General features: G+C 49.8%; 17 protein-coding genes. 13 read left to right on the forward strand and 4 right to left on the reverse strand.

Annotated elements, in window-relative coordinates; genetic code table 11:
- Positions 1-22 precede the first annotated feature (22 nt).
- The 11 genes from D5E69_RS03985 (at position 23) to D5E69_RS04035 (ending at position 8762) form a co-directional block, all read left to right on the forward strand.
- Positions 23-1534, forward strand: coding sequence for an ABC transporter permease (locus D5E69_RS03985; protein WP_249931553.1), 1512 nt, complete (start codon positions 23-25; stop codon positions 1532-1534).
- Positions 1531-2559 (forward strand): ABC transporter ATP-binding protein, encoded by a 1029-nt coding sequence (locus D5E69_RS03990; RefSeq protein WP_048005593.1) that lies wholly within the window; start codon positions 1531-1533, stop codon positions 2557-2559. Before D5E69_RS03985 ends, D5E69_RS03990 begins: the two co-directional genes overlap by 4 nt.
- Before the next feature lie 86 nt (positions 2560-2645).
- Positions 2646-3182 carry a GNAT family N-acetyltransferase gene (locus D5E69_RS03995; protein ID WP_347566732.1) on the forward strand — a complete coding sequence of 179 codons (537 nt, stop codon included), beginning with the start codon at positions 2646-2648 and terminating at the stop codon, positions 3180-3182.
- A 116-nt stretch (positions 3183-3298) separates the two neighbouring features.
- Complete coding sequence (locus D5E69_RS04000) at positions 3299-3511, forward strand: hypothetical protein (RefSeq protein WP_159129242.1); 213 nt, start codon at positions 3299-3301, stop codon at positions 3509-3511.
- A gap of 99 nt (positions 3512-3610) precedes the next feature.
- Positions 3611-4222 (forward strand): FMN-binding negative transcriptional regulator, encoded by a 612-nt coding sequence (locus D5E69_RS04005; RefSeq protein ID WP_159129243.1) that lies wholly within the window; start codon positions 3611-3613, stop codon positions 4220-4222.
- Positions 4223-4303: 81 nt separating this feature from the next.
- On the forward strand, positions 4304-4852 hold the full coding sequence (locus D5E69_RS04010; protein ID WP_159129244.1) for a YdhK family protein: 549 nt from the start codon (positions 4304-4306) through the stop codon (positions 4850-4852).
- A 191-nt stretch (positions 4853-5043) separates the two neighbouring features.
- The gene (locus D5E69_RS04015) at positions 5044-5502 is read left to right on the forward strand and encodes a hypothetical protein (protein ID WP_048005588.1); all 459 of its coding nucleotides are present in this window, start codon (positions 5044-5046) and stop codon (positions 5500-5502) included.
- Between the two features lie 100 nt (positions 5503-5602).
- Entirely contained in the window at positions 5603-6127 is a 525-nt protein-coding gene (locus D5E69_RS04020) for an RNA polymerase sigma factor (protein ID WP_262370580.1), read from the forward strand.
- Complete coding sequence (locus tag D5E69_RS04025) at positions 6120-6797, forward strand: hypothetical protein (protein WP_048005586.1); 678 nt, start codon at positions 6120-6122, stop codon at positions 6795-6797. Before D5E69_RS04020 ends, D5E69_RS04025 begins: the two co-directional genes overlap by 8 nt.
- A 115-nt stretch (positions 6798-6912) precedes the next feature.
- The gene (locus D5E69_RS04030; protein ID WP_213085579.1) at positions 6913-7551 is read left to right on the forward strand and encodes a VanZ family protein; all 639 of its coding nucleotides are present in this window, start codon (positions 6913-6915) and stop codon (positions 7549-7551) included.
- Between the two features lie 23 nt (positions 7552-7574).
- Positions 7575-8762 (forward strand): iron-containing alcohol dehydrogenase, encoded by a 1188-nt coding sequence (locus D5E69_RS04035; RefSeq protein WP_063191018.1) that lies wholly within the window; start codon positions 7575-7577, stop codon positions 8760-8762.
- 263 nt (positions 8763-9025) lie between these two features.
- On the opposite strand, the gene D5E69_RS04040 is transcribed toward D5E69_RS04035, so the two are convergent.
- Positions 9026-9421 (reverse strand): VOC family protein, encoded by a 396-nt coding sequence (locus D5E69_RS04040; RefSeq protein ID WP_048005582.1) that lies wholly within the window; start codon positions 9419-9421, stop codon positions 9026-9028.
- Positions 9422-9495: 74 nt separating this feature from the next.
- Between D5E69_RS04040 and D5E69_RS04045 the strand changes: the two genes are divergently transcribed.
- Positions 9496-9987 (forward strand): PH domain-containing protein, encoded by a 492-nt coding sequence (locus D5E69_RS04045; RefSeq protein ID WP_053072198.1) that lies wholly within the window; start codon positions 9496-9498, stop codon positions 9985-9987.
- 120 nt (positions 9988-10107) lie between these two features.
- Here D5E69_RS04045 and D5E69_RS04050 read toward each other — a convergent pair whose 3' ends face one another.
- Complete coding sequence (locus D5E69_RS04050) at positions 10108-10881, reverse strand: HAD-IIB family hydrolase (protein WP_048012335.1); 774 nt, start codon at positions 10879-10881, stop codon at positions 10108-10110.
- An 88-nt stretch (positions 10882-10969) separates the two neighbouring features.
- Here D5E69_RS04050 and D5E69_RS04055 point away from each other — a divergent pair, with 88 nt between their 5' ends.
- Complete coding sequence (locus D5E69_RS04055) at positions 10970-11443, forward strand: GNAT family N-acetyltransferase (protein WP_048005580.1); 474 nt, start codon at positions 10970-10972, stop codon at positions 11441-11443.
- 527 nt (positions 11444-11970) lie between these two features.
- Here D5E69_RS04055 and D5E69_RS04060 read toward each other — a convergent pair.
- Positions 11971-12234 carry a DUF4017 family protein gene (locus tag D5E69_RS04060; RefSeq protein WP_048005579.1) on the reverse strand — a complete coding sequence of 88 codons (264 nt, stop codon included), beginning with the start codon at positions 12232-12234 and terminating at the stop codon, positions 11971-11973.
- Between the two features lie 94 nt (positions 12235-12328).
- On the reverse strand, positions 12329-12640 hold the full coding sequence (locus tag D5E69_RS04065; protein ID WP_048005578.1) for a hypothetical protein: 312 nt from the start codon (positions 12638-12640) through the stop codon (positions 12329-12331).
- Between the last annotated feature and the right edge of the window lie 5 nt (positions 12641-12645).

Genomic DNA, 12645 nt, shown 5'->3' on the forward strand with positions numbered 1-12645 from the left:
GCAGCGAAAAAGAACGTCGCTGTTGCTCCTTTTACCTGTTTTTATCTTTATTTTTGTCGCGTGCCTTCCCATCCTCTACATTATCCTCCGCGCGTATGAAGCAGGATGGGAGACGTCGATCAATCTGATCTTCCGCGACCGCGTGTATGAGCTTCTGAAAAATACGCTTCTCCTGGACGTGTCGGTGACGGTGGCCTCCATGGTCATCGGTGTCGCCACTGCCTGGTGCACGGAGCGGACGAATCTATGGGGGAGACGCGTATGGAACGTCCTCGTGACGATTCCGTTCGCCGTTCCTGCCTTTGTCTCTAGCTACAGCTGGGTATCCCTGAGTCCGATCTTTGAAGGATTCTTCGGTGCCTTTCTTGTCTTGACGCTATACAGCTATCCCCTTGTCCACTTGCCGGTGGCTGCGGCACTGAGGGGGATGAATCCTTCCCTGGAAGAAGTGGCATTCTCAGCAGGGTACGGACCGTGGAAAACCTTCTGGCTCGTCACGTTCCCGCAGATGCGACCTGCCCTGTTCGGTGGCGCGCTCCTCATTGCCCTCCATACGCTTGCGGAGTTCGGGGCGCTGTCCCTGCTCCGGTTCGATACGTTCACGACGGCGATCTATGATCAGTACACGATGGCCTTCAACGGAGCATCTGCTGCGATGTTGACGACGGTCCTCCTGTTTTTGTGCCTTGTGTTCATCGGAGTGGAGCTCTACGTCCGTGGGAAGGCTAAATATACGTCTGTCGGAAGGGGCGTCTCCCGTGCGAGAGAGCAGGTGAGACTCGGGTTGGTAGCACCGTTCGTCCAACTGGGGTTCCTTGTGTTGACGGTACTCGCCGTTGGGATCCCCCTCGGACGCCTCGGGTATTGGCTGTTGAACGGAAGCTCTGCAAGCTTTGAGCCTGCTGAATTGGTGGGTAATCTGTTCACCACCTTGTCCTACGGGTTGGGTGGAGCCGTGGTGACGGTGATCATCGCCCTGCCCCTCGTCATGCTGTCGCTCCGACACCGGGGGCCGCTGTCGGTCATGGCCGAGCGGGTCCCGTATGTCGTCCACAGCCTGCCGGGTCTTGTCATCGGCTTGACCCTCGTGTTCTTCGCGATTCGCTATATGAGCGGGATTTATCAGACCTCGGTCCTGCTGATCATCGCGTATGTGATCCTGTTCGTCCCCCTTGCCCAGTCATCGATCCGGGCATCGTACGAGCAGGCGCCTGAGCGGGTCGAGGAAGTCGCACGGTCACTGGGCAGAAAGCCGATGAGTGTTTTCTTCACCGTGACCCTGCCCCTGATCATACCGGGGATCGGGGCGGCGATGGCCCTTGTTTGTTTGAAAATCATGAATGAATTGACGGCGACGCTGCTGCTCCGTCCGACGGGTGTCGATACGCTCGCGATCAGGGTGTGGCAGCACACGGCGAACTCGGAATTTGCCGCCGCTGCCCCTTATGCCGCCCTGCTGATCCTGATCTCGGGCGTGCCGGTCTATATCTTGACCATGCGATCATTTTCCAGTAAGAGGAGTGAAAGAGTATGAAGGCCTTAGCGATTAAAGAGTTATCAAAGAACTTTGATGGAGTGAAAGTATTGGAGAATGTCTCTTTCGACTTGCAGAAGGGGCAGATGCTTGCCGTCCTCGGCCCATCCGGGTGCGGAAAGACGACGCTTCTCCGGAGTATCGCAGGATTTGAAATCCCTGCATCGGGTGAAATCGAAATCTCCGGCGTGAAGGCCTTCGGCGAACGCCTCTATCTCTCCCCGGAAAAGCGCAAGATAGGCTATGTACCGCAGGAAGGCGCACTCTTCCCGCATTTGACGGTGGAACAGAACGTCGCCTTCGGACTGCCACGCAAGATGAAGCGAACGGGCCGTGTACTGGATATGCTCGAGCTTGTCGGTATGCAAGGGTTTGAAAAACGCATGCCCCATGAACTGTCCGGCGGGCAGCAGCAGCGTGTCGCCCTGGCACGCGCCCTCGCTCCCGGTCCGAGCCTGATCCTACTGGACGAACCGTTCAGCGCACTGGATACGGGGCTTCGCGCCAAGCTCCGGGATGATATCAAGCACGCCCTTGAACAGTCGAATGCAACTTCGATCATGGTGACACATGACCAGGAAGAAGCGTTCTCCATGGCTGATGTCATCGCCGTCATGAGGGACGGCGAGCTCGTCCAAATCGCCAATCCGGATGACGTCTATACGAAACCGAAAGACTTGAAGGTGGCCACCTTCGTTGGGGAAGCCGTGCTCCTCAATGGACGGATCAGCGGAGAATGCGTCGACTGTCCGCTCGGCATGCTGCCATGTCATAAGCCTTCCGGTTGCGCCGAACAAGTCACGGTCATGATTCGTCCGGAACAGCTCAGCGTAGGACCGATCGAAAGCGGAATCCAAGCGAAGGTCATGAAGACGACCTACTTCGGACACGATTCCCTGATCGAACTTCTCATCGATGAGAACGGCCAGGCGACTTCAGCTTCCATCCGTGTCCTCGGAAGACCTCAGGTCAAAGTAGGGGACACCGTCGGCTTGAAGGTGGACGGGGATGTTGTGATCTACTGAATGAATGATGAAGCAAAGCTCTATTCCAATCGCTGGAATGGAGCTTTTTCGTATTCAGGAGGAAATGGCGGGTGATCAGCGAATAGGTGATAGATGATCCTAGAAGAAAGAAGGAACAGCAGATGACCATCTCCATATTGAATGAACACGATGCAGAAGCGTACCAGGAGCTGCGCCTGCAGGCACTTCAAACCAATCCCGAAGCATTCGGCTCAACCTATGAACGGGAGGCTGCCTTTTCCCTCTCTTATGTACAAGAGCGATTGACACCATCGGAAGGCAAATTCACCATGGGCGCCTGGGTGGACGGTGACCTTGTCGGCATGGCCACCTTCGTCAGGGAAACAAGTCCAAAAATGGCCCACAAGGGAAACATCTTCGGCATGTTCGTCTCACCGGACATGCGCGGGAAAGCTGTGGGAAGATCGCTTTTAGAAGAATTATTGCAGCATATAAAAGGGTTCGACGGGCTCGAACAGATCAACCTCACCGTCGTTTCCGATAATGAACCTGCGAAGCGCCTGTATACGAGCCTTGGATTTACCGTGTTCGGCGTCGAGAAGCACGGATTGAAGTTTGATGGGTGCTATTATGACGAGGATTGGATGGTATTGAGGCTGTAAGTGAAAGGGGCAGGGACCGTCCCTTTTTTTCGTGGAATTAATTATTTGACTAAATCAATTATTGATTATATCATATACATATAGTTGACTTTATCAAATAAAAGGAGCGGATGACCATGACCATCAACCATGGCGGTGACCTTAGTGAAGACTATTTCATTGCGTATATATCGCTGATCATGAACAGCAGAGGCATCACGTTGGAGGAAGCGAAGGCGTTCACCTTCCAACGCTTGTTCCAGAACGATGAAGAGACCCTTGGTGATCGTTCACATAAGAGCTTCATGCGGGCATATGAGCGAATGGCACAGGGGGTTGTTGGTGCGTAACGTCGGTATTACATCTGATATTGATTGAAAAGACAAGCCAGGACCAGTACAGTAAAAGAAACAAACGGGCATCCGTGAGAGCATGAGAGGAGAAAGAAGATGTATATCCCCAAGCACTTTCAGTTGAATGACGAAGAAAAAATCTTTCAGTTAATAGAGGAAAACGGCTTCGCCATCCTCTTCTCCCAGCATCTAGGCTCCCCTTGGGCGACTCATCTCCCATTGATGGTGGACCGGAGAGATCGTGTACTCTACGGACATATGGCGAGACCGAATGGTCAGTGGAAGGATGGGCAAGGACAGGAAGTATTGGCCGTCTTCCAGGGGGCACATGCTTACATCTCGCCGACCTGGTATGAATCCGATCAGGAGGTGCCTACGTGGAACTACGAGGCCGCCCACGTATACGGTAAGCTGGAGATCATGGAAGACAGCGAGGAAATACTGGACTCGCTGCAGCGACTGGTCGATCAGTATGAAGGGACAGAAAGCGCGTATTCCCTGGATCAGGTTGCCTCAGACAAGCTCAATGGACTGCAGAGAGGGATCGTAGCCTTCAGGATCCCGATTTCCAGGATGGAAGGAAAAGCGAAATTCAGCCAGCATCATCCGGAGGAAAGGCGTCGATCCGTCGCCAGTGAGTTACGGCGGACCGGTCGGGAAGGGGATGCTTTGGTAGCACAACGAATGGAAAAAGGGTTGGACCATTGAATCATTTTCCGGAAATCATGATGATTTTTTCCTCTAAAGGGTAACACTGTAGGTGAAAACCTTTTAGAAAGAGGGATGATCATGAAGAAATACATACTGGTAATCGGAGCCGCGGCTCTATTGGCACTCGCGGGATGCGGCAATAGCCCGGACAGTCAGTCTGATAAAAAAGAATCCCATGACGAGCATGGGGATATGAACCATTCAGGTTCGGCCGAGATGCCTGAAGGACTTGAAGAAGCGGCAAACCCTGAATTCGAGACCGGAAGCAAAGTCACCATCAAGGCGGATCATATGAAGGGCATGGACGGGGCAGAAGGCATGGTCACCGGTGCCTATGATACCACTGCCTACGTCGTCGACTATAAGCCGACCGATGGAGGAGAAGAAGTGACGGATCACAAATGGGTGATCCAGGAAGAAATCAAAGACGCAGGGGATGAAGAACTCAAACCCGGCACCGAGGTCACCCTGGAAGCCGATCATATGAAAGGCATGAAGAATGCCAAAGCCACGATCGTGTCTGCGGAAAGAACGACGGTGTACACGGTTGACTACCAGCCGACAGATGGAGGGGATATGGTGAAGAATCATAAGTGGGTTGTGGAAAGTGAATTGGAGTCTGAATAAGGTTGTGTGAGCCGGCATGGATGTGCCGGTTTTTCTTTTTGCAATTCATTACACTTCCTATTTACGCCTTTATCTCACTTACCAAACTTATTTACCAAGCAGATGAAACTTTAGGATGTGATCATCCGTCTTTACTGGTAACGACACGACTACTTTTCTAGGGGAGTGGATGGTCATGGGGAGGGAATATCATGAAAAAATGGCTGATGAGCATATTGGTTACCGTCATCATACTGGCAGGCTGCTCGGCAAAAGAAGAAACCATTGCATTCAAGGATAAACAATTCGCTAATACGTTGATTGTCCAGAAGGTTGAAAACAATACCTCAACTGAAGAACAAACAAAAATGATAACAGAGAAAGATACGCTAGAAAAGGTTTTGACACAAGTGGAAGGGCTGGAAGTAGAGGAAATCAGTCAGGATTCGTTTATGAAGAAGCTGAAATCCAAAAGCTCCTACACGTTTGTTTTCCTTGGACCTGATCAAAAAGAGTCCGGCAAGGGGAAATACGCCTTTGCCATCCTTGAAGACGGCACGATCCTTTTCAACTTTACTGAAGTAGAGGATCCGGGATCCACGATGATTTCAAAACAGAAGCAGCCCGAGGTGTTGGAGGAACTGAAAGAAAAGCTCGATGTTTCATTTTAGGAGAATTGTCATTCCAAGTCGGAATGGCTTTTTTAATTAAAAATGAAACTTTTTCCATTATCGCCCGTCTTTACGATAAATGGTCTAAGAAAGAAACGAGGTGACCTTGTTGGATGAGGGGTACAGGAAACAGAAAATACGCGAATGGTACGTGGAATATAGCGACGCGATCTTCCGTTATATCGTGCTGATGATCGGGGATCGTGAGCAAGCAAAGGATCTGACACATGATACGTTTCTGAAGGCCTTCCATCGACTGGAGGGGTTTCAGGGGGAAATGAGCGATAAGAATTGGCTGTATCGAATCGCCCGGAATGCCACGATTGATTTCATACGGAAGAGGAAGCCCCTTCACTATGTGACGGAGATGTTCACAGGGATGGGTGGTGCCACTCCAGAGGACGTTGTGGAAGCTGGGGAGGAAGAACGCATGGTATACGATGCAATGAGCCGGTTGAAGCGCTCGTATCGGGAGGTTCTTCTACTGAGGAAGATCAAGGGCCTGTCAATCCGTGAGACAGCAGATGTGCTCGGGTGGAAGGAGAGCAAGGTGAAGACGACGCTCTCAAGGGCGTTGCAGGCAATGAAAGCTCAGTTGGAAAAGGAGGGGTACCATCGTGAGTGAAGGGAATGAAAACATTCGATTTCCGTCCTATGAACATGTCTCCATGAAGCCGGATGAGCAGGAAGATGTTTACGAAAGGTTGGTGGAAAGTATGCAGAAAAAGGGCAGGAAGAAGCAACGCTTGGTCCCTACATTGCTGACTGCACTCCTAGCAGCACTGTTTATCCTCGTAGGGGGATACCTTCTGCTGAACACCGTGATGACAGATCAAACCGCGTCCCAGGAAGGAGAGGTCAAAGAGGTGCTGGAGAAAATCTTCACAGGACCGGATGATGAGCTGGCAAGCCTGATGGAGCAAGAGGATAGGTATATTGAAGAAGGAAATAGCGATGAGTATTTTGACCTGTTCCTCTCGTATTACAAGGATCTCTTTCGACCCTATATGTCCCCTGATACCATAGAGCAATATGTGAATGAAGGGAAAATCACTTTCCCTTATTACGCCTACTCAAGCGGATGTAAATTGAAAGCTGATAAAATTGTCGTGAAGGAAAATGAAACAGTGCAGGGTTCATTTACGTTTACAGTGAAGGTCGTCTATAGTAGAGACGGTGATGAAAGAGGAACGGTAGATCTATCAGGCGATATCACTGTAAACGATCAAGGGTTGGTAGAGAGTATCAGATTCAGGGACAAGGGGGTAGGGGAGTTAATGGAAAAGGTAAGATAATCCTCCTTTTACCCTAGCGACAAAAAAGAACATCCCTATGAAGGATCTCGCTTGTACCATTTTTATACAAAAATGGTATGATGAAAGAAATAGTAAAGAAGAATAGGGTGGCTGTATGCATGGGAAGTTGAAAAGTTTAGTGGTGTTGGTTTTTAGTTTAGTAGCAGGGATCTGGATCTACATGGAGTATTTCTTGAATATGCTGCCCCGGTTCTTTCCCAATATGGAGAATATTGAGAAGACGATTCTCTCCATGGCGATTGTCGTGCTGACAATCTATGTTCTTCTGAAGTTGGTCTTGGGCATGGCTACGAAATGGGATCGATACGCACTGTTGCTGGCCTACTTTACGGTCCTGATCTTCGGTCTGTTGAGGCCGGATGGGCAGTATAGCATCGGGACGGGTTATGTGTCATGGAATCCCATTGCTTTCTTGTCGGACATACAAGGGGACCGGGCCTCACAATGGGTCATGGTGATCAACCTGATCATCTTTGTTCCTATGTATTTTCTTCTCACAGTTTCCAATGTGTTGAAGGGATTTAAGGGGCGATTCTTATTGTTCCAGGGGGTTGCCTGGACGTTGGAGTGGATGCAGCACATTCTGAATGTCGGACAGTTTGATCTCTCCGATCTGCTCTTATACACGGTTGGATTCTTGATTGGATACGGGATTGCCTTGCCTATCTTGAAAGTGGGGATTGGGAGGTATCCAGTGGAAGCGGTTCGGTACAGGTCAATGGGAAGGGGATAATGACCAACAAGGAGGAGAGAAAGATGAGTAGTTCAAAACTAGTATTTGCGCCACTTAGCTATACAGGGTGGGGATCGTTGGAGAACCTACTTCCTGAAGTGAGGAAGGCGGAGGCAAAGAGGATCCTCATTGTCACGGATCCGCAACTGGTCGAAATCGGGTTGACCCGGAACGTCACGGTACCCCTTGAGGAAGAGGGATTCGACATCACCCTGTATACAGAAGTGGTACCTGAGCCCCCGCTCTCTGTAGGGGAACAACTGGTGGCATTCACGAGGGAAGGAGGTTTCGACCTGGTGATCGGCATGGGAGGCGGGAGTGCTCTCGACCTGGCCAAGATGACCGCTGTCCTGTCTCAGCAGGAAGGGCGTGTAGAGGATTATCTGAATCTATCAGGCACGAAGGAAATCCAAGTGAAGGGACTTCCGAAGATCCTCATCCCGACCACAGCGGGAACCGGTTCGGAAGTGACCAACATTGCCGTTCTCTCTTTAGATTCCACGAAGGATGTCGTGACCCATGACAACCTATTGGCGGACGTTGCCATCATTGATCCCAAACTCACGCTGACGGTGCCACCAAAGGTGACGGCGGCCACAGGGATCGACGCCCTGACTCATGCTGTCGAGGCATATGTCTCGATCAATGCAAGCCCGTCAACGGACGCCCTGGCCCTGCACGCAATCAAGTTGATTGGCGGATCCATTCGTACGGCTGTGAGGGATGGTTCCGATCGGCAGGCACGCATTGATATGAGCTACGGAAGCTATATCGCGGGTCTTGCCTTCTTCAATGCAGGCGTAGCAGGTGTCCATGCCCTCGCCTATCCCCTTGGTGGTCAGTTCCACATTTCCCACGGAGAATCCAATGCCGTCCTCCTTCCTTATGTGATGGGGTATATCCGGAAGAGCTGTGAAGGGAGGATGGCAGACGTGTTAGAAGCAATCGAAGGCAGGTCCAATGACTTGTCTAAGGAAGAAGCCTCAAGAAAATGCGTGGAAGAATTGGTTAGGATCGTCAGGGATGTCGGTATCCCACAGCGATTATCCCAGTTCGATATCCCCGAATCAGCCCTTGAAGAGCTGACGAAGGACGGTGTGAAACAGAAGAGACTGTTAGCCAGGAGTCCGATGGTACTGGAGGAAGCGGATATCCACAGGATTTATCAAGCGGCTTATGATGGAGAAGTCGTGGAAGGGAATAAACAATAATGTGAAAGAGGCGGGAGATCATAAACGATTTGCGGAAAGAGTACAAGGAACTGGATGCTTATTACAATCAAAAGAAATCGAATGTTGATCACTTATTGTTGATGCTGGAGAAGAACGGATTGTTTATCTTCTTGATATATGTTCCATTCTGGCTTTTCTTTAAAAGTTTCGGCTTTCTGTTTAGGTGGATTAACAGGCGGTTCAAGAAGCGGTGACCGAATGTACTCAAGCAGTAAAGCCGGCATCGGGATGCCGGCTCATTTTTATATCAGCGTCATCTGCCATGATACCCCGAATCGATCATTGACCCATCCGAACTTCTGGCTGAACCCATAACCACCAAGGGGCATGAGGGCACTTCCGCCGTTGAGAAGCGTCTCGTAAACGTGATCGATCTCTTCTTCACTGCTGCACTCCAGGAAGATTGAGAAGGCAGGGGTGAAGGTGAATCCATGCTTGATATGACTGTCGATGCACATGAACTCCTGACCCTTGATGGTGAAAGTGGCCGTCATGACGGTCCCCTCCTCACCGGGCCCATCAGCTCCGTAGCGGTTGATGCTTGTGATCTCTGAATCTTCAATGAGGGACGTGTAGAACGTCATCGCTTCTTCGGCGTCGGCGTTTTGGAACATAAGGAACGGGGTGGCTTTTTTCATGGAAATCCTCCTAGTGGGTGAGTCATGAATCTAACGTTATAGTAGCACATAGATGGAACGCTGGAAAAGCTTGTATGGAAGAAAAGGTGTGGGAAGAGCGGTCCCGTTCACCTCTTATCGAGAAGTCCAATGCCATTAATAGACGGAGGAGTGGTTACGTGTATTTCCCTTCAAAAAAAGACGGGTGGATGGGATTCCTTCATCTTATCATCCTGTTTCTCTGTTTCGGACTGCCGGTTTTATCCGATGAGTGGGTCTGGATCTTTGTAATCCCACTGGTGCTTGGTGTCGTGAACCTTCTTATCTGGTTCCGGACGGGTTATCGTGTAGAGGCGGAGGAAGTGGTGATATATTATGGTCCTATCACCTTACGGGTTCCCATCCAAGAGATTGAGAGAGTGGCTTTTATAAAGAGTCCGTTTGTGGGGCCGGCGCTTTCAGTGGACCGGATAGGGATTACCTACTCTGCCTCAAAGTTTCTGACGGTTTCCCCCAGGAATCAAGAGGAGTTCCTGCAGGTTTTGAGGGAATCAAATCCTAATCTGGTTGTAGATCGGAGGGACTGACTAAATCGGGATGCTCCTAATCTGGTAATAAGAGCTTCATTGAATAGTGTGTTTTCTAAAATGTCCACCGGCTTGAACAGTCGGTGGACATTTTTGGTTGTGACTCCCTGCTGTATACGATTAGGATGTGACACGTTCTGATGCGAAGGCATCGCTCAATTCCATCAACTTTGCAATGATATCCTCTTCTATTTCTGTAGTGTACGGAATGCTTTCAGTACAATGCGGGCGTAACGCCTGATGGTCGCCGATCATGACGGCGTGCCTGGCCCCTTCGAACATGGTAATATCATTGGCGTCATTACCGAAGGCGATGTAATCGGTGATATTCAGGTGAGAGAGTGCTGCACGCTTTTGGATGCCTTTTGGGCTGCAGTCAATCACGTCCTCCTGTGCATGGAGGTGGAGGATGATATCCATTTCTCCGAGCTTTTCCAGAAGGCTTTCTTTTTCAACTGCGCTAAGGATGAGCAGCTTCACGATGGAGGGATGCTCACTGATGGGAATATTCTTGGCAAGGCGATGTGGATCCAGGTTGGTCAGGATCGGGTGATCGGCTCTGCCCGTATACGAATAATCCCACTCCCCGTCAATCAGGTAGGTGGCTTGATGCTCATGAAGGGTGCTCATCAGAGACTCGACAATGGCCGGTGAAAAAGCCTGAGAAAACGTGATGGTCCCGTTTTTGGAGATTAGTGCCCCGTTCCCGCCGATCAGCGTACCGTTATGGAACGGCTTTGGCAGGACAGGGAGCATATCCCGGATGGGTCTGGCCGAGGCGAATACAATCCGGTGGCCGGCTTCTTCAAGCTGCTGGAGTGCACGGGTGATGGCCGGTGAGATGGGTTTTCCTTTAAAGCAGATGGTTCCGTCTAAATCAAAAATGAAATGCATGGGTGGTCTCCTAAGAATATTTGATATAATTTATCGTATCAGTAATAACTTTCCATTTACATAGGTTTTTTCAAAGGAGCGGTTGTATATGAACATTCGTCAATTAAATAGTCAGGATTATTATGAGATATCCCCGGTGATCAATGAGTGGTGGGGTGGAAGGAATATGGCCGACATGCTCCCGAAAGTCTTCTTCGACCACTTCCAGGATACAAGTTTTGTGATGGAACGGGGAGGCAGGATAGCGGGTTTCTTGGTCGGGTTCCTCTCGCAGTCAAAGAAAGGGGAGGCCTATATCCACTTTGTTGGCGTTCACCCGGAATACCGTCAACTGGGGATTGGAAAGGCATTATATGAGCAATTCTTTGCCGAGGCAAGCAGTCGTGGCTGTCAAAAGGTGCGCTGCCTCACTTCCCCGGTGAATACGGGGTCGATTGCCTACCATACGAGAATGGGGTTCAAGATAGAGAAGGGGGATAAGCTGACGGACTCCGGTATCCATGTTCATTCTGACTATGATGGGAAGGGGCAGGATCGTGTGCTGTTTGTGAAAGCTTTTTAGAATGGGTTATGTTATAAGAGTTGTGATTTTATTCCTATTTTCGCTAAACAATGAGACCGTGGGGGGCTTCATGAAGAGGCCAGTAAATACCATGAATACAGCTTTGGTGAACGTGTTAAGCCGACGCTAAGTTTATCCTACAATGATAGTGACTATAGATTTTCATTCGGGGTACCGCTGTCCTGGTTAAATCGTTATCTTGTTCAAACCAAAGATACGTCTGAGATATTCGAACCTTATCAGCCTTCAAAAGTAATCCAATTAAGCATGGTGGAGGATGGGAAGTTTGTAGGCAGACAGGTGGGATATAGTTTTGGTTTACTCCATTCCTTATGAACCGCCGGGCCAAACATATGAAGAAGAATACTTGGAACTTGGAGAACAATACCTGCAGATGGTACAGGAGGATATGGAGGAAGTGTTTAAACGGTGAGGTTTGATTAACCTATACCGTCATTCTACATTAGAAGGAGAAAATGAAAGTGGAGGCGATCCCTCATTGCATGGGGATCGCCTTCTTCTCTGATTCACACATTTGGTTTCCGCCAATGCAATCTGAAAAAGATGACACCTGCTGTTATGACGAAAAGGGGGATGGCGATGAATTGTGCAATCGCAAATTTGAACCCCCATACATCATACCCGGGATCGCTGCTTTTACCTAGAAGAGCGATGGTCACCACGGTGAGGTAAGCGGCAGGAGGAATCACCCAGAGATATCGGCTCTTGGGCAGAAGGCTGATGAGGATCACGAGGAGAACCAGAAGGCCGCCCCATATGAATAGAAACATAGTGTTCGCTCCTTTAAGATACATATTCTATCTTCACTGGGACTAATCCAGAGTGGGATGGAAGCAATACTTCAATAAGTCTTCGTGCAAAGGCTTAGAAATAAACAGCCATCATAATAACCAAACTGACCACCGTATACAGCACCGCGCCATAAAAGACCCCGCCGACCTTGACCTTCGATTTCTCCACCTTCTGCACCTTCCAAACGGCTTCGCTTGCATCCATGGTCGCAGCTCTTGAGAAAACTCCGCCACTGCTGCTGAAAAAGAACAAAAGGATTGAGGCGCCAAGTCCGATGAAGAAGCTGTATTCATTGTAGGAAAACGGTACGAGCCTGCTGGCTGTCCAAACGATCAGGCCCATGATGATGGCTGTACAGGTTGCCCAAATAGCCGTTTTATTCATTGGTC

The sequence above is a fragment of the Rossellomorea marisflavi genome (assembly GCF_009806575.1).
GTDB classification, from domain to species: Bacteria; Bacillota; Bacilli; order Bacillales; family Bacillaceae_B; genus Rossellomorea; species Rossellomorea marisflavi_A.